The organism is Chitinophagales bacterium, assembly GCA_040877935.1.
Classification (GTDB): domain Bacteria; phylum Bacteroidota; class Bacteroidia; order Chitinophagales; family CAIOSU01; genus JBBDNB01.
The window spans coordinates 162,969-189,943 of record JBBDNB010000048.1 but is presented as its reverse complement, the minus strand read 5'-3'; the positions used below and the strand labels follow the sequence as shown (position 1 = coordinate 189,943).

Annotated in this window: 18 protein-coding genes; 12 read left to right on the top strand and 6 right to left on the bottom strand. The window is 40.6% G+C overall.

The window, feature by feature from the left end; translation table 11 throughout:
* The 3 genes from WD048_13900 to WD048_13890 all read right to left on the bottom strand — a co-directional run bounded on the left by WD048_13900 (position 1) and on the right by WD048_13890 (position 9,110).
* Positions 1 to 3,384, bottom strand: coding sequence for a gliding motility-associated C-terminal domain-containing protein (locus tag WD048_13900; protein MEX0813308.1), 3,384 nt, complete (start codon positions 3,382 to 3,384; stop codon positions 1 to 3).
* A gap of 94 nt (positions 3,385 to 3,478) precedes the next feature.
* Positions 3,479 to 5,782, bottom strand: coding sequence for a TonB-dependent receptor (locus WD048_13895; GenBank protein MEX0813307.1), 2,304 nt, complete (start codon positions 5,780 to 5,782; stop codon positions 3,479 to 3,481).
* Between the two features lie 106 nt (positions 5,783 to 5,888).
* On the bottom strand, positions 5,889 to 9,110 hold the full coding sequence (locus tag WD048_13890; GenBank protein MEX0813306.1) for a choice-of-anchor L domain-containing protein: 3,222 nt from the start codon (positions 9,108 to 9,110) through the stop codon (positions 5,889 to 5,891).
* Between the two features lie 251 nt (positions 9,111 to 9,361).
* Here WD048_13890 and WD048_13885 point away from each other — a divergent pair, with 251 nt between their 5' ends.
* Genes WD048_13885 through WD048_13875 form a run of 3 tightly spaced genes read left to right on the top strand, consistent with a single transcriptional unit; the run spans position 9,362 to position 11,888 of the window.
* Complete coding sequence (locus tag WD048_13885; GenBank protein ID MEX0813305.1) at positions 9,362 to 10,198, top strand: MoxR family ATPase; 837 nt, start codon at positions 9,362 to 9,364, stop codon at positions 10,196 to 10,198.
* Between the two features lie 2 nt (positions 10,199 to 10,200).
* Positions 10,201 to 11,436, top strand: a complete 1,236-nt coding sequence (locus WD048_13880; protein ID MEX0813304.1) for a VWA domain-containing protein — start codon at positions 10,201 to 10,203, stop codon at positions 11,434 to 11,436.
* The gene (locus tag WD048_13875; protein ID MEX0813303.1) at positions 11,436 to 11,888 is read left to right on the top strand and encodes a GNAT family N-acetyltransferase; all 453 of its coding nucleotides are present in this window, start codon (positions 11,436 to 11,438) and stop codon (positions 11,886 to 11,888) included. The genes WD048_13880 and WD048_13875 overlap by 1 nt, the downstream gene beginning before the upstream one ends.
* Before the next feature lie 42 nt (positions 11,889 to 11,930).
* On the opposite strand, the gene WD048_13870 is transcribed toward WD048_13875, so the two are convergent.
* Positions 11,931 to 14,144 (bottom strand): ATP-dependent DNA helicase RecQ, encoded by a 2,214-nt coding sequence (locus WD048_13870; protein MEX0813302.1) that lies wholly within the window; start codon positions 14,142 to 14,144, stop codon positions 11,931 to 11,933.
* A 245-nt stretch (positions 14,145 to 14,389) separates the two neighbouring features.
* Between WD048_13870 and WD048_13865 the strand changes: the two genes are divergently transcribed.
* From WD048_13865 to WD048_13840, 6 genes are all read left to right on the top strand, one after another.
* Positions 14,390 to 15,469 (top strand): mannose-1-phosphate guanylyltransferase, encoded by a 1,080-nt coding sequence (locus WD048_13865; protein ID MEX0813301.1) that lies wholly within the window; start codon positions 14,390 to 14,392, stop codon positions 15,467 to 15,469.
* 4 nt (positions 15,470 to 15,473) lie between these two features.
* On the top strand, positions 15,474 to 16,634 hold the full coding sequence (locus tag WD048_13860) for a methionine aminotransferase (GenBank protein ID MEX0813300.1): 1,161 nt from the start codon (positions 15,474 to 15,476) through the stop codon (positions 16,632 to 16,634).
* The gene (locus WD048_13855) at positions 16,616 to 17,386 is read left to right on the top strand and encodes an amidohydrolase (protein ID MEX0813299.1); all 771 of its coding nucleotides are present in this window, start codon (positions 16,616 to 16,618) and stop codon (positions 17,384 to 17,386) included. Before WD048_13860 ends, WD048_13855 begins: the two co-directional genes overlap by 19 nt.
* 5 nt (positions 17,387 to 17,391) lie before the next feature.
* A complete protein-coding gene (locus tag WD048_13850; GenBank protein ID MEX0813298.1) occupies positions 17,392 to 17,745 on the top strand; it encodes a hypothetical protein in 354 nt (117 codons plus the stop codon).
* A 23-nt stretch (positions 17,746 to 17,768) separates the two neighbouring features.
* A complete protein-coding gene (locus tag WD048_13845; protein ID MEX0813297.1) occupies positions 17,769 to 18,818 on the top strand; it encodes a peptidylprolyl isomerase in 1,050 nt (349 codons plus the stop codon).
* Between the two features lie 95 nt (positions 18,819 to 18,913).
* Positions 18,914 to 21,334 carry a TonB-dependent receptor gene (locus tag WD048_13840; protein MEX0813296.1) on the top strand — a complete coding sequence of 807 codons (2,421 nt, stop codon included), beginning with the start codon at positions 18,914 to 18,916 and terminating at the stop codon, positions 21,332 to 21,334.
* Between the two features lie 196 nt (positions 21,335 to 21,530).
* Here WD048_13840 and WD048_13835 read toward each other — a convergent pair whose 3' ends face one another.
* Positions 21,531 to 21,890 carry a hypothetical protein gene (locus WD048_13835; protein ID MEX0813295.1) on the bottom strand — a complete coding sequence of 120 codons (360 nt, stop codon included), beginning with the start codon at positions 21,888 to 21,890 and terminating at the stop codon, positions 21,531 to 21,533.
* On the bottom strand, positions 21,857 to 22,084 hold the full coding sequence (locus tag WD048_13830; GenBank protein MEX0813294.1) for a hypothetical protein: 228 nt from the start codon (positions 22,082 to 22,084) through the stop codon (positions 21,857 to 21,859). Before WD048_13830 ends, WD048_13835 begins: the two co-directional genes overlap by 34 nt.
* 193 nt (positions 22,085 to 22,277) lie before the next feature.
* Here WD048_13830 and WD048_13825 point away from each other — a divergent pair, with 193 nt between their 5' ends.
* From WD048_13825 to WD048_13815, 3 genes are read left to right on the top strand one after another with little or no spacing between them, the layout of a single operon-like run.
* A complete protein-coding gene (locus WD048_13825) occupies positions 22,278 to 22,787 on the top strand; it encodes a MarR family transcriptional regulator (protein ID MEX0813293.1) in 510 nt (169 codons plus the stop codon).
* On the top strand, positions 22,784 to 23,851 hold the full coding sequence (locus tag WD048_13820) for an efflux RND transporter periplasmic adaptor subunit (GenBank protein ID MEX0813292.1): 1,068 nt from the start codon (positions 22,784 to 22,786) through the stop codon (positions 23,849 to 23,851). The genes WD048_13825 and WD048_13820 overlap by 4 nt, the downstream gene beginning before the upstream one ends.
* The gene (locus WD048_13815; GenBank protein MEX0813291.1) at positions 23,848 to 26,934 is read left to right on the top strand and encodes an efflux RND transporter permease subunit; all 3,087 of its coding nucleotides are present in this window, start codon (positions 23,848 to 23,850) and stop codon (positions 26,932 to 26,934) included. Before WD048_13820 ends, WD048_13815 begins: the two co-directional genes overlap by 4 nt.
* Positions 26,935 to 26,975 lie beyond the last annotated feature (41 nt).

The window sequence follows — 26,975 nt, the reverse complement described above, 5'->3', positions numbered from 1 at the left end:
TTACTTTATCAAGGTCACACTGCCTTTAAATTCAAATTCTTCACCATTGATAAAATTACCGCTAATATGATAAACATAAACATCGGGATTTAGTGGTTTGCCTTTATAAGTACCATCCCATCCTTCTTTTATGTCTTCTGATTCAAAAACTAATTCTCCTGTGCGGTTAAATATTCGAATTGTAATGTTATCCGTAGAGCCAAAGTCGAGTGCGAAAAATTCATCATTCACATCATCGCCATTGGGAGAAAAGGCGTTGGGGATAAATACTTCATGGTCTCTTTTCACATAAACAGAAGTACTAGTTTCGTAAATACAGCCGTCTTCGTCAACTCCTGTCACTGTATAGTTTGTGGTTTCAAGGGGGCTGGCATCGGGATTTCTGCAATCAGTACAGCTAAGCCCTGTTGCAGGTGACCAACTATATTCCAGGACTTTGTCTGCCGGTATTATTAATTCTGGTTCTAAAGTAATGGAGGAGCCGCGGGTAATGTAATAAATGTATTCAAAGCTGAATTCAAAGGGATCGTTTTCGCCAATCGTGAAATCTTCCTGCACGATACAATCATTGCTGTCTATGACAATGGCTCCGTGCAAACCGGCTGAAAGCCCGCTAAAAGAACCTGAAGATTGAAAAACATTGGTGAAAACAGAATAACGATAGGGCGGAACACCACCCGTAGTACTTAACTGCACAAAACCATCATCATCACCAAAGCAGGTGGCATCTTGCGTACTATCAACATTGAGCAAAAGTTCTGGTGGTACTGAAATTTCTACCGAATCTATTGCTTCGCAGCCGTTGGCATCTGTAACAGTAACTGCATAAGTGCCGCCTTCTAAATTGCGGATTTCATCGCTATTCGGTGCACCTGGAACATTCCAGTTGTAATCTATTGGATCCAGCCCACCACTGATTACGGCTGTTGCACTTCCATTTGCTTCACCATTGCAGCGCACGTCTGTTCCTACAAGATTCAGGTACAAAACACCCTGCTCTTCTACAATAGCAGTCATTTCAGCCATACACCCTTCCTGATCGGTTACAATAAGTGTATAGACTCCAGCGGGGATATTTATCCTGTTGGAGTCCGTGGAATTGTCTGACCAATCAAGATCATAAGGAGGTACACCTCCATTTACATCAATAAAAATCGCACCATCGGTAGCATTGTTGCAACTGGCCCCAATCACACTGTCATTAATGGTAATTTCAGGTGGAGTACTAAGTCTAACAGAATCAACAGCAAAGCAATTGTTCAAATCCCTGACAAAGACACTGTACAAACCTGTACCAACATTGTTTCTTACAGGATTCGGATTAAAATCAGACCAGGTAATATCATAACCCGGAGTTCCACCGCTTGCAGAAACACTCATGCTTCCATCTTCCTCACCAAAGCAACTTGGGTCGGTTTTGGTAAAGTTTATTTCTATTGAATCGGGTTGGTCAATTGTTGCGCTAATTGTATCCAAACAATTATTGGCATCAAAAACAGAAAGCGTGTAATCACCTGCAAATACATTGATCAGGTCTTCCGTTTGGGTGTTGTCCGACCAGAGATAATCATAAGGAAATGTGCCGCCCAAAGTGCTGATATCAATTACACCATCTTCTCCATCGTAGCAGGTGGCGTCAAAAACATTGTTTACTATTAGCTCAAGTTCATCGGGTTCTGTAATGGTGTAAAATTCTTCTACAAAACAATTGTCTGCATCGTAAACAGTAATGTCATAATCACCGGGAGGCAGGCTGTCAATTATTGCCACTGAATCACCATTTGACCACTCATAGGAATATGGTGTTACTCCACCATTCGCACTGATTTCTATATACCCATCAGCATTTCCAAAACAAGAGACATGTGACAAGCTATCGGTATTTACAATGATTTGAGTTGAAGTTGAAATATTAGCGGAGCCTGTTGCCACACAACCATTGTCGTCCGTTACAACTACAGAATAACTACCTGCACCCAGAAATACTGCTGTGGGTAAACTTTGTTGGGGAATGGTATTCCAGGTATAGCTGTAATTATTTGGTGCAGGAAAATTAGGGTTTGGTGTTCCCCCGCTTACATTTGCTGTAGCAGTGCCATCATTGGCTCCACTGCAACTTACATCAGTGGAAGTGACATTGACAGATAATGGGGCAGGCTCAATGATTTCTACAGTATCGGTAACTACACAGTTGTCATTATCTGTTACACTTACGATCACTTCTCCGGCAGACAAACCAAAAATTGAATCATCAGTGGAAGCAGAAACACTCCATGCATAGTCAAATGGACTTACGCCACCGATTACATCTACTTTAGCTGTTCCATCTGTTTCACCGTGACAAGAAATATCTTCTTTGGAGATTTCTGCCTCAAATACAAAAGAAGTGTCTTCGCTAAGCTGAAGTGTAAATGTACCTTGCTCGGCAGGAGCAGTAGCATCTACTACTATATAATACGTTCCGGGTTCACACAAAAAAGTTGAAACTTGAGATTGGTCAGTACAAGCATCATCATTAAATGCTTCTACTGTAGTTCCATCGCTGTTGACAATATAGATGTAGCTGTCGAATTGGGCACCCTGTGCTCCACAAAGTGAAGCCATTACACCCAGGGGATTGTTGATGGTAAATTGATAAAACACATCATTTCCGGGACTGCCTGCGTAATTGTTGGAATAGCAGACATTGCTGTTGTAATGTTCCAGAGCATTTCCAGGGCTTAAGGCACCAAAATCAATAGCAGCATTAAAGCCTGTTCCAAGTGTATATCTCCAAAATGTTTCAATGCGTGGTTCGTAGTTGTTGCCAGGGCAGCCACCACCAATAAGGCCATGATTATAATATTCGCAAGGCGGGCCATCGCGATAGTCCATACCAGAAAGAAATGGTTCTGCATCGCAATACCTGCCATCGGATGTAGAAAAAACACAGCCTCCAAAAATATTTGCGCAACAGCAATTGGTTTCATAGGTACAGCGTGTTCCGGGACAGTTAAATCCAAGTGCACCATCAGAACCACAGTTGTCTTCCCAGGCTTCTAATTTAATATCCAGAAATTGGGGTACTGTAGCACCATAGGTAAAGTTGAAAAATGTATAATTCAAATCAGCACTCAATCCGGGGGGGTCAAAATCGTCAGTGAGGCAAGTGCCTCCTGTCCAGCCTGCACCATCTACATCTGCTACGTCTCTACCCCAGATATAAAAGGTAAGCTCATCCGGAATAAACCCCACACCAAAAACTCCTTCATCTGTTGCAGCAAAATTTACATTTACCTCTCTTACACGCGCCTCAACCTCAACCGGCCCATCATTATAAGTCTGTGCTAAAAGCTCGCTTATAGGTAAATAAAGTAGCAAAATAATGAATAGGTAACTCCTCATAATTTCCGTGCTTAACAAATAAAGTTAGCTTTTTCGGCAAAGAAAATCAAAGTATGTATTTGCCTTTGGCAATATTCCAGACAAATATATTTTGTTACCCTCCAATATTTATTTTGTATTGTAAGGTATAATTCATGGGTGGCTCAAGACGTGCAACCCTGACAGTATATTCAGAATTGAGCACATTATTGATAATTACGCCCAGGGTTCCAAATTTCCCGAAATTATAAGCAGCCCTGAAATTCCACAAAAAAGAGGAGCGGGGTTGTGCTTCCCTGTATTCTGTAAGGCCGGGAATGAATAATTCAAAGACCTTGTCTATTTGGTCGATTTTGCCATAAATGCGGAATTCATTTCCTATGGTGAATTTTTTCCAGTCGAATTCTATATCCATTTTCACTAAGTGTCGCATTCTATAGGTCAGCATTGGCAGCGCCTCATCTTCTTCATTTAGCACAAATGCCTTGAACATATTACTGACAAAAGGCCCAAATTTTCTTAAAGTGGTATCATTACTCAGGTCAGCTGCGTAACTATAAGTATAACCTCCCTGAACTCTAACAGGAATCTTGCCGATTTTTCCCTCGCCCACCAAAGTAGCTTCAAGTCCTGCTACACGCGCCCTTGTCAGGTTTTTTGCAGAAAAACCGAGCCCGGGGTTTTCTCCTGTGGTCTGGCTTCCAAATTCGAAAACGACCATATTCCAGTAATCCATCCAGAAAAATGCCAGGTCGGCATAGCCCAGCCACTTTTTGATTTTTACACCTTGTTTTATTCCAATCTCTGCATTGTAGCCATACTCGGGCTGTAGGTTATGATTAGGATATGCTCCAATTGGAGGATTGTCAAGAAGTTGTTCATCAACGAAACGCTCGGCTATACCTGGAAACCGAAATCCCTGTCCAACGGAAAAACGCAAATAAGTTTTCTTAGCTGCCTGAAAATTCAAACCTGCCGATCCAACTGGTCGGCCTGCGTTGTAAATACTGTCGAGATTAAAATGCTCATATCTGCCCCCAATATTGAATGAAAGCCGTCCAATTTTTTGATCCAACTGAATGTACGGAGCGACATTGTGGGCCTGGTGGTTGCCCAAATCCTTATCGGCCATAGTAGCCTTTTGCCCCAGGAAACCGGCTGTAATATTCATTCCAAAATCAAATGAGTGTTGAAATTGATACTCTCCCATATACAGGTAGGTATCCAGGTTTTTGCTGGAGAAACGCAACCTGGTCCTGTACATTCTTCCTTTCAAGCTGTGCTTGCTGTTGCCATGATAGTATTTCACAAAGGGATCCAGGAGTATCACTTTTCTATTACTGGTAGTCAGGGTCCCTTCACTTCTCCAGTTGTTTAGATCAGCACCGAAGGGCACATACTTATTATCTCCTGAATCGTACCAAAAGATATAATCCACTTCATCCGTTTCCATCAGGTATGCTCCCAATCCATAAGAAAGCCCTTCTACTTTTTCGGGGCGATGTCTGTATTTTAACGATAGCCTGTGAAATCCGGAATTGGCCCTTCTGATATAACCGATAGATTTATTGTAATTTCCTCCAACTACAAAATCATGCCTGCCAAATTTCTGCTTATGGGAGAATTGAGCTCCATAGCGCATTGGAGGCTCTTCGGAATTATCCCACCAGGCAAGTTCTTTATTTCTTGGCTTTGCATAGCCATTGTAATAGATCATAGCCTTTGTTTCCGGCTTTGATTTTGCCCATGCAGTTCTCACATTTATAACACCATTCAATGCTGAAGCTCCGTATAGTGCTGAAGATGCAGACTTGATGACCTCTACCTGGTCACTGATTTCCAATGGCATTTGGCTCCAACGTATTTCACTTCTATCAACACTTAATATTGGTAAGCCATCTATCAAGGTAAGCACCCTGCTGCCAACACTGTAGGTAAAACCACTTCCACCTCTGATATTGGCCTGGTTGTCATAAATCGTTACACCGGATAATTTGTCTATACCTTCCCTTAAAGTGACATTGTTTGAATTTTCAATCAGGTCGGTTTTGAGTACTTCTATGGAAAATGTTTCTTCTGAAAGATTGCGTTCGTACTTACTACCAGAAACAACTACTATATTGAGTTGTTCTTCACTTTCGCCTAAAGCTATGTCAAATGTGCGTTCCTCACCTGCCGCCAAACTTATTTTTTGGATTTCCTGATCATAGCCGAGGAATGAAAATTTCAACCTGTAAGTACCGGGATCAAGTTTTAGTGAATAATTCCCTTCAATATCTGTAGAGGCACCGGCACTTTCACCCAATACAGCAACATTTACGCCCAGCAATACTTCATCGCTGGCTTTGTCTTTAACAGTTCCCTTTATTATAGCTTTCTCTTGTGCAACAGCATAAAAACAAAAAAACACAAGAAACATTGTTAGCAGAGTGGAGCAACAATTTTTCATAATGAAGTAGATTGGTTTCAGTTGGAAGCTTTGTATTGCTTCAATCTGCAAAGCTATCTATTTTTTCAAGACTCCGTTAGCGTATTAATGTAATACTTCCATGTTTTTTATCTGCTTTAATTTGATGCTCAAAAATTGTATTTAAGCTGTATGTATATACCCCGGGCGATAAAGCCTGTCCTTTATAAGTTCCATCCCAGCCTTTTATTGCTGTAGTTAGATCTCTTGTATCAAATATTTTTTCTCCCCAGGCGTCAAAAATCATCAAATGTATTGATTTGACCTTTGCTGTATTTCCATAAATACTCACTACATCATTAATGCCATCATTATTGGGTGAAAAGACATTGGGAAGATGTACCTGTGCTGTCGGAAACTCAACATTCACCTTAATTTCATTAGAATACGCACATCCAAATGAATCGTAAACAGTGAGTTGATAAATGCTTTCACCCGGGGGTGTTGCAATTGGCGTACTGCAATCTGTACAATTCAATCCGGTAGAAGGCTCCCATATATAATTGTATGTACCATTGTCTTCCGGTAATATAACTGGCTCTATTTCTATACTTTCACCAAGTTCAATATTGAGTTCTTCCTCAACAAAGTCAACCGTAATTTCATCGGATTGATTAATAATAATCTCTTGATGAAATACACAGGATGCAGCGTCTGTAACTTGCAATTGATAAGTGGCGCCTCCCGATAAACCCGTAAAAACACCTTCAGAAAGGGAGTCAACCCCAATCAGTGTATAAGTGTATGGTTCCGTACCTCCCGCTGCCGATACAAAGACAGCACCGTCTTCTTCACCTGGGCAACTTTCATCATTCACAGTCAATTCATCAAGTGTGAGTTCTGTTGTTATAATTGATATTGTATCCACAAGTTCACAATTGTTATCGTCAGTTATTGTAAATGGATATTCTCCGGCAAGCAACCCGGTTATAGTATTGCCTGTTTGCCCATTTTCCCATAAGAAATCATAAGGAGCCGTGCCACCGCTTGCCGTAATACTTGCCATGCCATTGTCTCCACCTGCACAGTCAGCATCGCTAATATCACTTGTAAAATCAAGGGGCATTGGCGCATCAACAATTACACTGTCTATTACAAAACAACCACTGTCATCTGTAATGGTAACTAAATAATTGCCCGCACTTAATGAATCAATTGTATTAAGGGTATCAGATGTACTCCATTCATATTGATATGGAGTAGTACCCCCTGAAACCTGGCTGAGCAATGCTGCGCCATCAGCTCTGCCGGCACAAGACACATCTGTTGCACTAAGGTTAAATAAAATAGGGTTCATGTCTGAAATATTAAAACTGCGGACAATGCTACATGCATTAGAATCTGTAACAGTAAGCTGGTGGGTTCCTGAAGATAGCCCATCGGCTATGCTGCCAATATCTCCATTGCTCCATTCTATAAGATAGGGTGGAAACTGGCCAATAATATTTGCTTCTGCAGTGCCATTGGCCGAACCCGAACAAGCAACATCTGTAGTATTGACTGCTACTTCAATAGAATCTGCTTGCTCAATTGTTATAGAAGTTGAATTGTTGCAACCGTTACTATCGGTAACATTTACAGTATATATTCCCGCACTAAGGTTATTTGCAGTATTCCCGGTTTGTTGATTGTTCCACACTACTTGATAGGGCGGAGTACCATCCGAATAAAACACAGTTGCTGAACCGTCATTGCCATTATAACAAGAAATAGCATTGCCTGTAATACTATCTATATTAATTGATGAAGTCTGTAAGATAGTAACACTGTCAATTCCCTCGCAGCCACCAGCATCTGTTACTGTTAATGTATAGGTGCCGGCACTTAGGTTATTAATTGTATCTGTATTTTCATTGGTGCTCCAAAGCAAAGTAAAGGGCTGTGTGCCTGTAGTGCTATTTAACCACGCAGTTCCAAAAGCATTTCCGCTGCATCCGATATGATCAAATCCGAGGTCTAAGTTCAATTTTGAATCAATAGTAACCGTTACACTGTCGGAAGCGGTACAAGATCCAAGTGTAGTAGTTACTGTATAGGTTGTATTGGTGTTTGTAAAAACATCTGGATCGGCAATATTAGGATCGCTCAGTCCATTTGAAGGAGACCAAGTATAATTGTTGGATCCAGTAGCTAAAAGTTGGGCAGAACCGCCCTGGCAATAACTTATGGTATCAGGCCCGATAATGGCAAGGGGTAGAGAATCTAGTATAGTAATGACAACGCTGTCATATACAGTTGTGGAACATAGATTTATCAGTCCGATTACGATTGTTTCAGGGGAGCCATTTCCACCGGGTAAAGGATTGATAAGAAGCTCAGCGATAGTATCTCCTGCCGGAATAATTACACTATCCGGTATTGTGCTATAATCAACGCCATTCACTGCAGTTCCCCCAATATTGAAGTATAAAACCTGGTCGTTTTGTATTGGGTCATCAATAATAAAATCGATATAAGCATCTACGCAAGACCTTATTGCTATAGTATCCGGATAATTGCCTCCAACATTGTTGTATGCTTCAAGTGAAACACCTGAGCTTTCAATACTGCCAGCTTCAATAAATACGCCTGAATCATAATATCCATCATATACATCTGCTATAACTAATTTTAGGTGGTATGAATTACAGGGAATTACGGGAATTACTGCTTCAAAAGTTACCGTTAATCCATTGTAAGCTATATCGGTATTGAGTGCTTCATTATCAATAAAATACTGGCTATTACAGGGGCATGAATTAGCCCCCCATGTACATGGAGATCCAGATCCAAAGCCCGGAAAAAGCTCAACCCCATTATTTACACTATTAATTGCCACAGGTTGTGTAGATCCGGGAATAAGCGCAATATTTTTATTGTTATAATTTCCGCCAGATGGGTCTGGACCGGAAATAAGAAATGCAAATGCATCATTAAAATTTGAACAAACCCATTGATGGTATTCTTCTGAAGAAAAAACGTATTTAAACTTCAAGGTATCAGATAGGGGCTCAATGTCAAATTCCATAGAACATGCATCAAAAATACTGTCAACTGGAATACCGGTAGTATTGGCAAGGTCTTGATCTCCCAGGGTCAACATTGGTGTAGATGAAAAAGAAAATGCTGGATTAGGAATATCACTTATCAAACCAGTGGAGAGCACTAAGCCACTGTCAATTTCCAAAGCTGTATTGTTATTTGCAAAACTCCCATAAGAATCGGAGTGACAATTGACTTGTACATTACTGATAGTCACTCCGTTTCCGGCAAGTGATTGGGCCAGTTGCTGATCACTCAATACATCGAATACACTTATCTGCGCATTAGTTTTTAAACAACAAAAAAATAAGAAAATGAATAAAATAGTCCTAAATGTGATAACCGCCCTCATACAAGCCTTTTTCAACATAAAAGATGTTAAATTACTAAATGGCATTAAAAAATCCTATACATTATATTTTTTAATTACTTTTGATTTAGTCTTCGCAGCTTGATCGAATCTTTAGCCGACTGTCTGAATTGTTTTACTTTTGCAAAAAAACAAAGTACATGTCATTTAAAGGAACAGATAACTATGTAGCTACCGATGAATTGCAGGTAGCAGTAAATGCTGCAATGTTGCTCGAAAAACCAATCATTATAAAAGGAGAGCCCGGAACGGGTAAAACTTTGCTGGCAGAAGAAGTGGCCAAAGCAATGGATAAAAAACTCCTGACCTGGTATATTAAATCAACAACAGTTGCCCAGCAAGGACTTTATGAATACGATGCTGTTTCACGCTTGCGCGATTCGCAGCTCGGTTCTGATCGGGTGCAGGATATTTCCAACTACATTAAAAAAGGAAAGCTTTGGGAGGCTTTTGAAGCCGATGAGCAAGTGGTTTTACTTATTGATGAAATCGACAAAGCAGATATTGAATTTCCCAATGACCTATTGCTTGAATTGGATAAAATGGAATTTTACTGCTACGAATTGCAAAAAACCATTTGTGCAAAAACCCGGCCTATAGTTATAATTACTTCAAATAATGAAAAAGAACTGCCCGATGCTTTTTTGAGGCGTTGTCTTTTTCACTATATACGCTTTCCGGAACCCGAAACCATGAAAGAAATAATCAATGTGCATTATCCAAACCTGGCAGGTGAACTTATGCGCTCTGCTATGAATGTTTTTTATCAAATCAGGGAAATCAAGGGCATCAAGAAAAAACCAAGTACCAGTGAACTGATTGACTGGATTAAGCTTTTACTTATGGAGCAAATGACACCTGAGGAGCTGGATGCGATAAAAGTAGGTGAAGATGTGCCTCCTCATGTGCATGCTTTGATTAAAAATGAACAGGACCTTTCCTGGCTGCAAAATTTAGCTAAAAGCAGATTCAGATAAATATGTTTATCGATTTTTTTTACTTATTGCGCAATGACGGTATCAAGGTTACCTTGCACGAATATCTTGCCCTTTTGGAAGCGGTAAAAAAAGGACTGGCCAATTATAACCTGGATGATTTTTATGCATTGAGTAAAACTATTTTGATCAAGCATGAAAATCAGCTCGATCGTTTCGATCAATTGTTTGGGCAGTATTTCCAGGGCATGGAAGCCATTCCCAATGATTTTTTTGAACAAATTCCTGAAGATTGGTTGCGCAAAAATCTTGTGAATCAACTTAGCGAAGAAGAAAAAGCCATGATAGAAGCCATGGGCGGCATGGACAAACTCATGGAGCGCTTCAAAGAGTTGATGAAAGAACAAAATGAAAGACACGAAGGCGGAAACAAATGGATAGGCACTGGAGGCACTTCTCCTTTTGGAGCTTATGGTTATAATCCCGAAGGATTTCGGGTAGGGCAGGAGGGCAGTCGCAATCGCAGGGCGGTAAAAGTCTGGGACAAAAGAAATTTTGCCGACCTGGATGATTCCGTAGAACTGGACACCCGCAATATGAAAATGGTGCTGAAAAGATTGCGTGAGCTGACAAGAGAAGGTGCTGAAGAAGAATTGGACATGGACGGTACTATTCGTAAAACTTCAGAAAATGCCGGAATGCTGGACATCAAAATGCAGGCCACAAAGAAAAACCGGGTAAAGGTTTTGATGCTGATGGATGTTGGTGGATCTATGGATGATCATGTTGAATTGTGTTCCCGCTTATTTTCAGCAGCTCGGCATCAGTTCAAACATCTTGAGTTTTACTATTTCCACAATTGCCTTTACGAATCGGTATGGAAAGACAATAAACTCAGGTTTGAAGAACGCATTCCCACTTGGGATATACTCAATAAATACAACAAGGATTATAAAGTTATTTTTGTAGGCGATGCGGCTATGTCGCCCTATGAAGTAGTAGCAGAAGGAGGGAGTGTTGAGCATTACAATCCCGAATCGGGTATGGTTTGGTTGGAACGGATGAAGGAACATTTCCCCAATTTTATTTGGATCAATCCCAACCCAGAATATTCGTGGGAGTATTTCCAGAGCACACAAATTCTGCAGGAAATAATGGAAAACCGCATGTTCCCGATGACTTTAAGTGGATTGCAGAAAGCAATGAAAGCATTGAAAGACACTAAAATTAAGCATCAGCAAAACACAGAATTTCTCGGTGCTAAAACCGGAAGAAGTTGATGGCTTTGAATACACTTCGCTGGGAGTGCCTGCCTTTTGAACAACTGAACAATACACAGCTCTATAAAATCATCCAATTGCGCGAAAAAGTGTTTGTGGTAGAGCAAAACTGTCCTTATCTGGATACAGATGATAAAGATTTTCAGGCCAAACATTTAATGGCCTGGAATAATAATCAGCTTGTGGCTTACGCGCGATTGCTTCCACCTGGTATCAGCTACAAAGATGCTTCTATTGGCCGTTTTGTGACAGCAATTTCAGTACGCAGAAGTGGTGTCGGAAAAATGCTGATGCAAAAATGCCTGGAACAAATGCAAGTAGATTTTCCCGGACAGTCCATTCGCATTTCCGCACAGGAATATTTGCGCGATTTCTACGGAAGTTTTGGATTTGCTAAGCAAGGAGAAGCATACCTGGAAGACGGCATTCCGCATGTGGAGATGCTGCGATAGGGCGTTGCTGTCTTAATCAATTATGTGCTGAATAACCAGATATCAATTTGCCACTTCCGATAAAAACTTGATTTTCATCATTTGAAGTTCGTTCATAGTGATGCCCTCATCTTCAAATTCGAGATATGCTTCGTCAAGCGAGCCGGTTTCCGACTCACTGAAATAATCATAAATATCCTCCTGCTGGTATTCGTCCAGATACTGGTCAATATCATATTGAATATTCAGCTTGGTGCCAGACATTACAATGGTTTCTATTTCCTTGAGCAGCTCTTCTAATTTCATGCCTTTTTCTGAAGCTATATCTTCCAATGGAATTTTCTTATCGATATTCTGTATGATGAAAACTTTAATCCCCGATTTATTCACCACCGATTTCATTACAAAATCCTGCGGGCGGTCAATTTCATTTTCCTCTACATATTCCTTGATCAATTCAGAGAATTTCTTCCCGTATTTTATGGCCTTTCCCTTGCTAACTCCGGTAATATTGGCAAATTCATCACTGCTGATCGGGTATTGGGAAGCCATTTCTTCCAGCGATGGATCCTGGAAAATAACGTAGGGGGGCAATTCTCGTTTTTTTGCTTCCTTTTTTCTCAAATCTTTCAGCAATTTCAATAAGTCCTGATCCAGCACCCCTGATTTGCTACTCTCCATGAACGCCTTTTCCTGATCGGCTTCTTCCTGTATAAAATTGTGGTTGATAACCAGTTTAAAGGAGACAGGTTTTTTCAGAAAGCTGCGTCCTGCATCTGTAAGTTTCAAAACTCCAAAATTCTGTATGCTTTTGGTGATATAACCAGCAAGTATGCCTTGCCTTATTACAGAGTTCCAGTATGTTTCGCTTTGTTCAGCACCTGATCCGAATGATTTCAGTTCATTTAATTGATAATCTTCAATGTCCTGATTTTTGCGCCCCATAACAATGCGCACTATGTTCTTTAAAATATGCGCTTCTTTAGATTCTTCTACTACTTTTAGGATTTTTAAGAGGTCTTCTTTGGACTCCTGTTCTTTTTTCGGGTAGCGCGAGTTGTCATCAAGTTTTGCTCCAGGTCCATTTTCCTCATCAAAATCTTCACCAAAGTAATGCAGCAAAAATTTACGCCTGCAAATGGCTGTTTCAGCATAAGCAATCATTTCCTGTAGCAGTTGAGCGTTCATTTCCCTTTCTGCCACAGGTTTGTCTTTCATCAGTTTTTCCAGTTTCTGCACATCTTTGTAGCTGTAAAAAGCAATGCAATGCCCCTCCAATCCATCTCTTCCGGCACGGCCGGTTTCCTGGTAATAATTTTCAATACTTTTTGGAATGCTGTAGTGAATCACAAAGCGTACATCGGGCTTGTCAATTCCCATTCCAAAGGCAATGGTGGCAACAATTACATCAATATCTTCTTTGAGAAAAGCATCCTGGGTATCTGCCCTTACCTGTGACTCAAGTCCGGCATTATAAGGTGCTGCTTTTATGCCGTTTACATTGAGTAATTTGGCAACTTCATGAGTGTCTCTTCTGGTGAGTACATATATAATGCCTGATTTCCCCTCCTTTTGTTTTAGAAATTGTATAATCTGTCTTTCAGCATTGCCTTTTTTTCCTTTAGGCCGAACTTCATAATAGAGATTGGGCCGATTGAATGAAGAGAGAAAGATATTGGGATTATTGAGGTCCAGGTTTTTCTTGATATCCTCTCTTACCTTAGGTGTGGCAGTTGCAGTAAGTGCTATGATCGGCACATTTTCTCCCAGGCTTTTGATGGTTTGTTTTATTTTGCGGTATTCCGGTCTGAAATCGTGGCCCCACTCTGAAATACAATGCGCTTCATCCACTGCAACAAAGGATAAATTTATTTTCTCGAAAAATCTGCGATTGTCAGGTTTGTTCAAAGTTTCAGGAGCTACATAAAGTAACTTAGTCACTCCGGAAACAACATCCTGCTTCACTTTTGTGGATTGTGCCCTGGTCAGTGAGGAGTTTAAAAAATGAGCTACGCTTTCGTTTTGACTATAACCCCTTACAAGATCCACCTGATTTTTCATCAGGGCAATAAGTGGTGAAACTACAAGAGCTGTTCCTTCACTCATTAAAGCCGGAAGCTGGTAACATAGGGATTTACCTCCACCTGTAGGCATGATCACAAAAGTATCTTTACCCGCCAGCACACTTTGTATTATTTTCTCCTGATTGTCTTTGAATTCTGAAAAGCCGAAATATTCCTTAAGGGTACTTTTTAGATTCTTTTCTGCGGTTATCATATTTTATATTAAATTTTTCTTTCCTGACGTATTTCAAACTAATTTAATCAAAAAAAGGGAAGGAAACATAGCATTACACATATTTCTGCAATTTTTAATCAAAAGTGGATTAGAAAGATTGAATTAGCCTCTTAACTTTGCACTACATTTAAAATTGTGTTGAAAGTCAGACAATACAGTTTTTTAACAAAAAAACCTATATAAAGCATGGCAGCAATAAATTCTGCCTACTACAAAGATAAGCGATGGAGAACAATTTTGTAATAATAATGGCCGGTGGAATTGGGAGTAGATTCTGGCCTAAAAGCCGGGTTGCACTGCCCAAACAATTTATTGATATACTAGGTACCGGTCAGTCCCTTATTCAGATGACATATGATCGGTTTAAGGATATTTGCCCTCCTGAAAATATTTATGTGATTACCAATGAAAGTTATTCAGGATTAGTAAAAGCGCACCTTCCTCAATTGGATGATAAACAAATCATTAAAGAACCACTTAGAAGAAACACTGCACCTTGTGTAGCCTATGCTGCACATAAAATTCTGGCCACTAACCCGGATGCCAGAATGATCGTCTCCCCTTCTGATCATTTTGTTGAGCGTAAAGATGTTTTTAATGAAATGATGTTGCGCGGACTTGATTTTGCAGGCAAAAACGATGCTTTGCTTACGCTGGGCATAGTACCTACAAGGCCTGATACCGGCTATGGGTACATACAATTTATAGAAGATCAAAATAAAGAACGCATATACAAAGTGAAAACTTTCACTGAAAAACCCACGCTGGAAATTGCTAAAGAATTTCTCAATAGCGGTGATTTTCTTTGGAATTCAGGCATTTTTATTTGGAGTGCAAAAAGCATATACAAAGCTTTTGAAAAGCTGGAACCGGAAATGCATGAAATTTTTGCCGAAGGAGCAGAATATTACAACACAGATAAAGAAGCAGTCTTCATAAAAAAAGCATATACTCAGTGCACCAATGAATCTATTGATTACGCCATTATGGAAAAATCCGACAATGTGTATGTATTGCCCGCAGATTTTGGATGGTCAGATCTGGGCACCTGGCAATCGCTTTATGAAAAATATGAGAAAGACTATCTCGGAAATGCAGTTTCGGGGTCAAATGTATTGGTACGAGATGCAGCCAACAGCATGGTAATGGTGCCTGATAACAAATTGGTTGTTTTGCAGGGGCTGGACGGATATTGTGTGATTGATACTGGAGATGTACTACTGATTTGCCAGAAAGAAAAGGAGCAGGAGATAAAAGAAATTACAGCTGAAGTAAAAAAACGAAAAGGAGAAAAATATCTCTGAGCATTTGAATAGAACACACAACATAAAGGACAAACTGCCCGAATACGGGCAAAGTATATTTGCTCAAATGACATTTTTTGCAAATGCGCACAATGCCATAAACCTTGCACAGGGTTTTCCTGAAGAAGACGGCCCACCCGAATTGCTTCAATTTCTTGGGGAAGCTGCCCAAAAAGGATTTAATCAGTATGCCCCAATGACCGGATTGCCTGGACTGAATAAAGCCATAGCTGATAAATGGCAAAAAGAATATGGCATTCAACTCGATCCTAAAGAAAATATTCAAATAAGCCCAGGAGCTACCCAGGCTATTTTCACGGCCCTTCAAGCACTGGTTCATCCCGGTGATGAGGTGATTGTCTTTACACCGGCATACGACAGTTTTATTCCCGGTATTAAACTGGCAGGTGGGAAGGCGGTTGTTGTGCCTACCTACAAACCTGATTTTGAACCCGATTGGGAAAAATTTGAAGCTGCAATTTCTCCTAAAACAAAAGCGGTTTTAGTCAATACTCCACACAATCCTTCAGGCAGATGTTTTAGTGAAGAAGACTGGAAAACACTGATTCGACTAACCTCTGAACAAAATATCATTTTGATTAGTGATGAGGTTTATGAACCACTGGTTTTTGACGGAAAATCACACCTTAGCTTACTGCATTTTCCAGAAGTGTTTCATAGAAGCCTGGCCATTTTCTCTTTTGGAAAAGCATTTAACATCACCGGTTGGAAAATTGGTTATCTGGCAGGAGCCCCGCAACTGCTGGATGTTTTTAGAAAAGTCCATCAATTCCAGATTTTTTCGGTGCACACGCCTTCTCAATTTGCATTGGCAAAATTTATGCAGAAAGGAGGAAACAGCCTGGACTTTAAAGATGACTACGAACAAAAAAGGAATTATTTTTCAAAAGCCATAGCCGAAATTGGTTTCAAGCCACTTTCATGTGCGGGCAGCTATTTTCTGTTGGCTGATTATTCTGCGCTTTCAGAAAAGGGAGATATTGAATTCTGTGAATGGCTTACAAAAGATATTGGAGTGTCTGCGGTGCCCACATCGGTATTGTATCACCCGCATTTTGATCAAAAATTGATTAGATTTTGTTTTGCCAAAAAACAAGAAACCCTGGGAAAAGCAATAGAAAAATTATGGAAGATCTCCGAATAGCATTGATTCAAAGTGATTTAGTATGGGAAGATAAAGCGGCTAATTTCAAACAGCTTGCCGAATTGATTGAAACTACTGAGAATCCTGATTTGATCATACTTCCCGAAATGTTCAGCACAGGTTTTAGCATGAATGCCCAAAAAATGGCTGAACCCGAAAACGGGCAGGGTTTGCAGTGGATGCAAGAGCGAGCAAAAAAAACCAAAGCAGTTGTTTGCGGCAGTTTGATTATTGAGGATGGTGGGAAATATTACAATCGCTTATTTTGGGTAAAACCAAACGGGGATTTTGAAAAATACGATAAACGACATCTATTCACTTATGCTGGCGAAGAAAAAACATACAGTGCCGGAAAAGAGAAATTAATTACAGAATTGAAGGGTTGGAAAATTTGCCCACAGGTTTGTTATGATTTGCGTTTTCCAGCCTGGAACAGAAACCAGGAAGATTATGATCTCCTTTTTTTTATAGCCAACTGGCCCGCTCGTAGAACCTATGCCTGGCGGCATTTGCTCATAGCCAGAGCCATTGAAAATATGGCTTATACCATAGGGGTGAATCGAATAGGAGAAGATAAAAAAGGAGTTTATCATTCCGGCAACAGCATAGTACTTGATCCATTGGGTGAAATACTATGGGAGGAAGCTGACAAACAAGCAGTAAAAACCATTAACCTTTCAAAAGGAAAACTCATAGAATCAAGAGAGCGTTTTGGTTTTTTGAGGGATAGGGATGAGTTTGAAATAAATTGAGAAAAATGAACAAATCAATAGAATTAGACAAAAGACAAATAGACCAAGACTTTGTAAAAGTCCGCAAGCGCATCTACAAGCAATTCAAGAAAAACCCGGATGTAGATGCCTGCCTTTTTATCATTGGTATGCGAGAACTGGGACAGTTAAAAATAAAATTTAATAAAGAAGAGAAAACATACCTGATGCATATAGCTGTGTGCCGGCTGATGAGTGAAGATGGCTATTATCAACTGGAAGGCACAGATGAAGATGGATGGCCCCACTGGAAAGCTAAAAAACCCCTGCCAAAGCTGAATGGAGAGGATCAAGAGTATTTGCTCAAACAATATATAATTCGTTACTTTGATGCACTTTAGAAAAAAGTAAAAAAATCAATCACATGAAAAACAGTATTAAAATATTGGCTTTTGGCTTTGTGCTTATCAGCCTTTTCTCTTGTAACTCAATGAAAAACAGCGCCTTGGAAAAGAAACTCGGACATGAAGTAGAAGATGGTATTTATGCAGAAATCGTTACCAATAAAGGAACCATTTTCCTGGAATTGTACCATGACAAAACACCTATGACAGTTGCCAACTTTGTAGGTTTGGCAGAAGGTAAAATTGAAAACGAAGCCAAAGAGCTCGGCACACCTTTTTACGATGGCATTAAATTTCACCGTGTAATTGCTGATTTTATGATCCAAACCGGAGATCCTGAAGGAACGGGCAGAGGTGGACCCGGCTATAAATTTGCCGATGAAATTGTTCCTGAATTAAAACACGACACTTCTGGCATTCTTTCCATGGCCAATGCCGGTCCCGGCACCAATGGCAGCCAGTTTTTCATTACACACAAAGCCACGCCTCATTTGGATGGCAAACACACTGTGTTTGGAAAAGTGATTAAAGGAATGGATGTGGTAAACTCCATAGCCCAGGATGATGTGATGGAAAAAGTAATTATTCACAGAGAAGGCAAAGAAGCCAAAAACTTTGATGCTGCTAAAACTTTTGAAGAGGCTCAGGCTGAATTAGAAGCTGAAAAAGAAAAAACACAAGCTGCCGCTCGCGAATCTTTTGAAAACCTTGTAAAAAAGGAATACCCCGATGCTAAATCCACCAATTCCGGTCTGCATTATATTATCGAAGAAGAAGGATCAGGTAATCAAGCAGCAGCCGGAAAGACAGTGAAAGTACACTACTCAGGCTATTTACAAGATGGTAAAAAATTCGATTCTTCTGTAGATCGCGGTGAGCCTATTGAATTTCCTCTGGGCCAGGGCATGGTTATTCCAGGATGGGACGAAGGTATTGCCCTGCTAAAAGAAGGCGGTAAAGCCAAATTGATTATCCCATATTATCTTGCATATGGAGAACAGGGAAGAGCACCTGTAATCCCTCCAAAAGCCACTTTGATTTTTGATGTGGAATTAATCGAGGTGAATTAAACCTTAACAAAAAAATGCGTCTAAAAAGCCTGATCATACACAGATCGGGCTTTTTTTATTACTGTTGTTATTCGATCAAATTTGCTGCTAATTTCATGAACTGCTCTACTATTCCTGCCCTCCTTATCTTATTACTATTTGTATCCCCTTTTAGCAAAAGCTATTCCCAGTCGAATGAAAAAATCCAGATCACAGGGAAAATCATTGACGGTGGGACTGACAGTCCCCTTGAATATGCATCCATTAGTGCATATAGCATAAATGACTCTACTATTATCGGAGGTGGGATAAGCAATGAAAAAGGGGATTTTTCAATTGATGCCAAGTCAGCACCCTTTTATTTGGAAATAAGGTTTCTGGGCTATTTGAGTAAAAACACCAAAGCATTTTCTCCCGGGGAAAACCAAAAAAGAGTAAATGCTGGAGAAATTATTTTGAATGAAGATTCCGAAAGTTTGGAAGAGGTTGAGGTGATTGGTGAAAAATCCCAGATGCAATTAAAGCTGGACAAGCGCATATTCAATGTGGGGAAAGATTTGTCGAATACAGGAGCCAATGCAGTGGAAATTTTGGACAATATCCCCTCGGTAGAAGTAGATCAGGAAGGCGGTGTGAGTTTAAGAGGCAGTGAAAATGTACGGATTTTAATAGATGGAAAACCTTCTGCAATGCTGGGCATGAGTGGCTCTGATGCATTGTTGTTGCTTCAGGGCGATATGATTGAAAGGGTAGAAGTGGTAACCAATCCCTCTTCGCGCTATGAGGCCGAAGGCGATGTGGGGATTATCAATATCATTTTGAAAAAGAACAAAAAGCAGGGAATCAATGGTGCGGTAACGGCAACTACTGGTTTTCCGCACAACCACAGCTTGGGGGTAAACCTAAATTACAGAAAGGGAAAGTTTAATTTATTTGGAGGCTACAGCGTGAATTATAGAAAATCACCTGGCACTGGCTATTTGTATCAGGAAGTTTACAATGCGAACACTACCGAGATTTCCGAGCAAATAAGGGACAGAACCAGAGGAGGTTTGGGCAATACTTTTCAATTTGGAACGGATTTTTATCTCAATGACAAAAACACCCTTACTGTTTCTGGAACCATTCGTCCTGCTGGCAGAAACAACGAAACCAATTTGCGCTATTTGGATTTTAATGAGGCCGGTGATTTGGTGCAGGAAGTTACACGCGATGATAATGAAACGGAGACCAAAAGAGATTATGAAGCCAATTTGAATTATGTAAAAACTTTTAAAAAAGAAGAACAGAAATTCACTTTTGATGCGCAGTGGAGCATATCCAATGATTTAGAGGAATCGGATGTAATTGAAAAAAACCTGAATACTGGATCAGAGACCGAGCAGCGGGTGAGCAATTTGGAAGGCGGGCAAAATTGGCTTTTTCAAAGCGATTATGTTCAACCATTTGCCAAAAACGGAAAGTTTGAAACAGGGGTGAGAACGACCATCAGAACTGTAAACAATGATTATAAAGTAGAGCAATTCAATAATGGAGAATGGCAGGTTTTTGGCGGTTTTCAAGATGATTTCACTTATCAGGAAAATATTTTTGCGGCCTATGCCATGGCGGGAAACAAAAATGGAAAACTCTCCTATCAAGGAGGTATTCGTGCAGAATATACCGACATAACCCTCAGCTCTGAAAGTGATGCGAGCACCAATAAAAAGCAATATTTAAACTGGTTTCCAAGTGCGCATTTGTCTTATGAATTTAATGATAAAAATTCCCTTCAGCTCAGTTATAGTTACCGTGTCAGCCGACCGCACTATCGTTCGTTGCTGCCTTTTTCCAATTACAGCGATTCGCGAAATTTCTATCGAGGCAATCCTGATTTAGATCCCACTTTTACAAATTCTATAGAAATGGGCTATTTGAAATATTGGGAAACCGGTTCCTTTTTCTCCTCGCTTTATTACCGCTACAGCACGGGTGCTGTTGATAGGGTTGTTTTTGTAGATAGCACAGGAAATTCCGTTCGATTTCCCATCAATTTATCTACCGAAAGTTCTGGGGGATATGAGGCTACCGTTAGCCAAAATATATTTAAGTGGTGGAAGTTTAATTTCAATGTGAATCTGTTTTGGTTTACCCGAGATGGCGAATACGAGGGACAGAGCTTTGAAGCCTCTACATTTAGGTGGACTTTCAGGTTGAATTCTCAATGGAAATTGCCCAAGGATTTCAATGCACAGGCCAATTGGCGTTTCCGCTCGCCATACACCGATACCCAAAGCGATTTGTTGGCGCTCAATGTTTTGGATTTAAGTATCTCAAAGGATTTTTTAAAGAAAAAAGCCACCCTCACTTTCAGTGTACAAGATGTGTTCAATAGCAGGAAATGGAGGGGCGTAATAGACAATGAAGATTTTTATCGCGAATATGAATACCAATGGCGAGTGCGCCAGTATTTGCTGTCATTCACCTACAGGATCAACCAAAATCCCAATAAAAAATCCGGAGGAAGACCAGATGGTGATGATATGATGGATTTTTAGGATTTCAATACCTTTTTGAGCATACCCAAATCGAAAGTTTTGCCCTCGCTCCGCTTCCAGCGAGTGAGGATTTGAATTGCGTCCCGCAAAATATTTAAACATTCAGCCGGAGGCTGACCAATTATCCACTCGCGGAGCCTGTCCCGCACTTCAAGTTGGGAACGCGAGCTGTGGCCGTGAGCAATACAATAATTGCCTATTCCCCTTTGTTTCTTTTTAGGATTTCTTGATCATCTTTTTCGGTTGGGAAAAAATCGGTCACAAAAACTTTCTTAACAACCTTGTCAATGTAATAAATGATTTTTATCGTAGTGGTTGAAGTTCTTCTATATAGAATAAATCTGTACTTGTTTTTTAGATGAGCTAATTTACTTTCTACACTACCTTTTTCAGGAAAAAAACTAAGGCTTTCGGTAGTATGCTGAATATCTTCTAAAATATCTTCAGCTCTATTGAGAGAATAATATTCATACAAATATTCAGCTAATTCGTAAAAGTAAATTTCAGCCGTATCTGTAATTATTACTTCATATTCTGGCGTTTCTGTTTTTTCCAAGCTTCAAAATCACTTTTGAATTTTTTAATAGATTTCACTTTGCCTTTTTCAATGTCTTGTTCTGATGCGAGCGTCCTCTGCTCCATTTCCTGATCTTCCAACAATGCTTTGATATAACCTAGAGCTTGGTCTTGACCTGAATTGCTTAAGCGAAGTATGTTTTCTAATAATTCCTTTTTGATTGCTAATCCCATATTGAAAAATTTACCTTATAAAAGTAACCTGCCTTAAACGTAATTGCAAATATTGCATTTAATCAATCAAATTATAATTGCTAATGGTTCAACTTGATATTTTTTTTATGCTTGCGTCTCACTAATAAAGTTTACACCGTTAACAGTTGTTAATGTGTACTAATGCCCTTACAATTAAATTTACTTTTGCTAAATGATTGAAACAGAACCTCAACTTTTACACATTGGCCGCCTCTTTGGCAAACTCACCAAGCTCTATATTGGCTTTATTACCAAGCAATTGGAAGATCTTCCCATAGAGCGGTATTTCTATGTTTTATTGCTGATTCACAAAACTGAAAAACCGCTGACCCAAAAGGATTTGTCGGAAATGCTGGAAATTGACAAAACTTCTACGGTTAGGTTGCTGGATTATTTGCAGGAAAATAAAATGCTGAAACGAAAAGTGAAGCCCGATGATAGGCGCTCCCATTATTTGGTGCTCACCAAATTGGCAGAAAATCACATTCCCGAAATAGAAAAAGCCTTTGAAGGCGTAAATGAAAAATTGTTGCAGCAGGTAGGCAAAGAAGAACAGGAAGTATTTTTCAATGTTTTTGGCAAAATGATATGCAATTTATCCCAAGAGCCCGGAGACAATATATTTCTGGATTTTAATAAAATCAATATTAGCAAAGCATCCTTAAAAGCATCCCTAAAATGATAAAATACATCAGTTGGACCATTATTGCATTGATAATAGCTGCTTTGGTGGCATGGCGATTGGGCGTTTTTGAAGGCTCAAAAAAAGCATCTGCCCAACAGAGCACGGCCCAAAAAGAATTGCCCGTTTCCATAAAAGTGTTGGAAGCAGAATCCATTCAGAAAAAAATAAAAGCCACCGGAAGCATTTTAGCGGACGAGTCGGTAGAGTTGACCACCGAAACGGCAGGGATGATTACCGGGATTTATTTCAAGGAAGGAGAGCAGGTCAGCAAGGGAGATTTGCTGGTGCGCATCAATGATGCAGATTTGCAAGCCGAACTGAACAAAATAAAACAGGAAATAGAATTGGCAAATATCCAGCTCAAACGCTATGAGAAATTACTGGATCGAGAGGCCGTAAGCCAAAGTGAATTTGACCAAGCAAAAACTCAGGTTTTGACCCTAAAGGCAGATTCGGCATTGGTAGCCGCACGCATTCAAAAAACCACACTGCGGGCACCGTTCAGCGGACAGGTTGGCTTGAGAAATGTAAGCCCGGGCGCATATGTGAGCAGCGGCACATCCATTGCCACATTGGTAAATGTAAATCAATTGAAAGTCCAGTTTTCAATTTCTGAACGCTTTGCCATGGAAGTGAGAAATGGACAGGAAGTATTGTTCAATGTATCGGGCGATGAAAAATTGAGAAAAGCTAAAGTTTACGCCATCAATCCGCAAATTGACCAATCTACAAGAACGATTCAAATTCGCGCAATATATGACAATCGCAAAGATTCCCTCAAAGCAGGTGCCTTTGCCAATGTGCAAGTGGTATTGAGCGAAAAAGACGAAGCCCTTCAAATTCCCGCTCAGGCAGTGGCTTTGGAGCTGGGCTCAGAAAAAGCATACGTAATCGAAAAAGGACTTTGCACTTCCAAAAAAGTAAAAACCGGTATTCGGAACGACAGCCAAGTAGAAATTACAGAAGGGCTTTCCGTAGGCGATTCGGTGATAACGAGCGGTATTGCCCAGTTAAAAGAAGGATTGCCCGTAAAAGCGGTTTCTAAATCACCAGCACTATGAGTTTATCGTCATTAAGCATATCCAGGCCGGTAATGGCTACGGTATTTTCCATTGTGATTGTACTGTTTGGAATCATTGGCTTGACTTATTTGGGCGTGCGCGAATATCCAAGTGTTGACCCGCCTGAGATAACCGTTACCACCAATTATGTGGGTGCCAATGCCGATATTATTGAATCGCAGATAACTGAACCGCTAGAAGAAGCCATCAACGGAATTTCAGGTGTGCGAACCTTGACTTCCACCAGCAGGGATGGAAGAAGTACCATCAAAGTAGAGTTTGATTTGGAAGTGGATTTGGAAACTGCTGCCAATGATGTGCGCGACAAAGTTTCGGGAGCGGTGCGCAATATTCCCGAAGATGCCGATCCACCGATTGTTTCCAAGGCAGATGCCGATTCCAGTCCCATTATTTTCCTGAATATTAAAAGCGAAAAAAGGTCTTTATTGGAATTGACCGATATAGCAGAGCGAACATTCAAGGAGCGATTGCAAACCATCAACGGGGTGAGTGAAATCCGTATTTGGGGCTCGAAAAAATACGCCATGCGCCTGTGGCTCGATCCACAAAAAATGGCGGCAAATGATGTCACTGCCAGGGATGTGCAAATTGCCTTGGAGGAGCAAAATCTGGAATTGCCCTCTGGCTCGGTAGAAGGCGATAATATTGAATTGACGGTAAGAACACTTGGCCGATTGACCACCACCGAGGAATTCAACAATATGATCATTCGCGAATCCGATAACAGAACGGTTTATTTCAAGGATATAGGAAAAGCGGAATTGGGTCCCGAGGAATTGCGCACCATTTTGAAAAGGGACAATATTCCTATGGTGGGAAATGCCATTATTCCACAGCCCGGTTCCAATCACATTGAAATTGCAGATGAATTTTATGTTCGATTGGAGCAAATCAAAAAGAACTTGCCCGAGGATATTGAAATCGGAATTGGCTTTGATACCACCAAATACATTCGCGATTCCATCAGTGAAGTGCAGCAGACCATTTATTTGGCATTTGCCCTTGTCATTCTGGTGATTTTCTTCTTTTTAAGGGATTGGCGCACCACCATCATTCCCGTGGCAGTAATTCCCATCGCCTTGATTGGTTCTTTCTTTGTCATGTACATTTCAGATTTTTCCATCAATGTACTCACCTTATTGGGCTTGGTTTTGGCCATTGGCCTGGTAGTGGACGATGCCATTGTGGTGCTCGAAAATATTTACACGAAAATAGAACAGGGCATGGATCCCAAAGAAGCGGGGCTTCAAGGTGCTGCCGAAATATTCTTTGCTGTAATAGCCACTACCATTTCCTTGGTGGCCGTGTTTTTGCCCGTAATTTTCCTGGAGGGAATCATTGGTCGATTGTTCCGCGAATTTGGAGTAGTATTGGCAGGTGCAGTGGTCATTTCCTCTTTTGTGGCATTGACGCTTACGCCCATGTTGAGCAGCAGATTATTGAAAAAAAGGAAGAAACAAAATGCCTTTTACAATTTGACCGAGCCTGGTTTTTTGAAATTAAATGAATGGTACCGCAATGCCCTCAGTGGTTTTATGGAAAAAAGATGGCTGGCATTTGTGGTGATTTTGATTTCCGGTGCTTTGATTGCGGTTTTCGCTTTCACATTGCCTTCTGAATTGGCACCCCTAGAAGATCGTGGAAGTTTGCGATTGTTTTCCAAGGCACAAGAGGGCGCTACATTTGATTATATGGATCGGTTTATGACCGAATTGGTAGCTACCATTCAGGAGGAGGTGCCTGAAAGTGAAGCCATTATTTCCGTTACCTCTCCAGGTTTTGGAGCTTCTACTTCGATCAATTCCGGTTTTGTTCGTTTAAAATTGGTAGATGCCTCTGATAGAAAGCGCAGTCAGCAGGAGATAGCAAACGAGTTGAGTGGAATTGTAAAACAGATGCCAGAGGCCACCACCTATGTTTCCCAAGAACCAACTATTGGCAGTAAATTTGGTGGATTGCCCGTGCAGTATGTGCTTCAAGCACCCAATTTGGACGAGCTGAAAGAAAAAATCCCGCCATTTTTAGAGGCCGCCAATAAGTCTGATGTATTTGGCTTTGTCGATGTTGATTTGCAATTCAACAAACCGGAAATCCAGGTGAGCATTGACCGTGAAAAAGCCAGAAATATCGGTGTCTCGGTAAAGGACATTTCCGAAACCCTGCTTTTGGCATTCAGTGGGCAGCGTTTTGGCTATTTCATTATGAATGGAAAACAATACCAGGTCATCGGCCAAGTCAATCGGGAAAACCGCAACGATCCATTGGATTTGAAATCGCTGTATGTGCGCAGTGCCAAAGGCGAAATGGTACAGTTGGATAATTTTGTGCAATTAGAGGAGACCGTTACGCCCCCGCAGCTTTATCGCTACAATAGATATGTTTCGGCCACAGTTTCCGCAGCTTTGAACAAAGGCTATACCCTGAGCGATGGTATAGAGGAAATGGATGCCATTGCGGCAGAGGTTTTAAATGATAATTTCAGTACGGCATTGGCTGGCGAATCCAAGGATTTTGCAGAAAGCTCTTCCAGTTTGATATTTGCTTTTTTACTGGCTTTGGTGCTGATTTATTTGGTATTGGCAGCACAGTTTGAAAGTTTCAGGGATCCCTTGATCATTATGTTTACCGTTCCTTTGGCATTGGCAGGAGCCATGCTTACGCTTTGGTTTTATCACGAATCGCTCAATATTTTCAGTCAAATAGGAATGATTATGTTGGTCGGTTTGGTGAGTAAAAACGGCATTCTGATCGTTGAATTTGCCAATCAGCGTAAAGCTGCGGGCCTAAGTAGGATGGAAGCCATTAAAGATGCTTCCGCTGCTCGTTTCCGCCCCATTTTAATGACCAGCCTCTCGACTATTCTGGGCACATTGCCCATTGCATTGGCATTGGGTGCGGGTTCAGAATCCCGGGTATCAATGGGAGTGGCCATCATTGGCGGATTGACTTTTGCCTCATTGCTCACCCTTTTTGTGATTCCGGCCATGTACTCCTATATCTCAGAGGCAGATAAGGAAGTGACTAATTTGGATGCTGATGAATTGGAAAACGAAAATGCTTAATCAAATGAAACGAACATGAATTTTTTTAATCAAAAACTTCA

What these genes read in the sequence shown, in the direction of transcription:
- WD048_13900 (MEX0813308.1), bottom strand. Translation starts at nt 3,384, where the DNA reads ATGAGGAGTTACCTATTCATTATTTTGCTACTTTATTTACCTATAAGC.
- WD048_13895 (MEX0813307.1), bottom strand. Translation starts at nt 5,782, where the DNA reads ATGTTTCTTGTGTTTTTTTGTTTTTATGCTGTTGCACAAGAGAAAGCT.
- WD048_13885 (MEX0813305.1), top strand. Translation starts at nt 9,362, where the DNA reads ATGTCATTTAAAGGAACAGATAACTATGTAGCTACCGATGAATTGCAG.
- WD048_13880 (MEX0813304.1), top strand. Translation starts at nt 10,201, where the DNA reads ATGTTTATCGATTTTTTTTACTTATTGCGCAATGACGGTATCAAGGTT.
- WD048_13875 (MEX0813303.1), top strand. Translation starts at nt 11,436, where the DNA reads ATGGCTTTGAATACACTTCGCTGGGAGTGCCTGCCTTTTGAACAACTG.
- WD048_13870 (MEX0813302.1), bottom strand. Translation starts at nt 14,144, where the DNA reads ATGATAACCGCAGAAAAGAATCTAAAAAGTACCCTTAAGGAATATTTC.
- WD048_13865 (MEX0813301.1), top strand. Translation starts at nt 14,390, where the DNA reads ATGGAGAACAATTTTGTAATAATAATGGCCGGTGGAATTGGGAGTAGA.
- WD048_13855 (MEX0813299.1), top strand. Translation starts at nt 16,616, where the DNA reads ATGGAAGATCTCCGAATAGCATTGATTCAAAGTGATTTAGTATGGGAA.
- WD048_13850 (MEX0813298.1), top strand. Translation starts at nt 17,392, where the DNA reads ATGAACAAATCAATAGAATTAGACAAAAGACAAATAGACCAAGACTTT.
- WD048_13845 (MEX0813297.1), top strand. Translation starts at nt 17,769, where the DNA reads ATGAAAAACAGTATTAAAATATTGGCTTTTGGCTTTGTGCTTATCAGC.
- WD048_13840 (MEX0813296.1), top strand. Translation starts at nt 18,914, where the DNA reads ATGAACTGCTCTACTATTCCTGCCCTCCTTATCTTATTACTATTTGTA.
- WD048_13830 (MEX0813294.1), bottom strand. Translation starts at nt 22,084, where the DNA reads ATGGGATTAGCAATCAAAAAGGAATTATTAGAAAACATACTTCGCTTA.
- WD048_13825 (MEX0813293.1), top strand. Translation starts at nt 22,278, where the DNA reads ATGATTGAAACAGAACCTCAACTTTTACACATTGGCCGCCTCTTTGGC.
- WD048_13820 (MEX0813292.1), top strand. Translation starts at nt 22,784, where the DNA reads ATGATAAAATACATCAGTTGGACCATTATTGCATTGATAATAGCTGCT.
- WD048_13815 (MEX0813291.1), top strand. Translation starts at nt 23,848, where the DNA reads ATGAGTTTATCGTCATTAAGCATATCCAGGCCGGTAATGGCTACGGTA.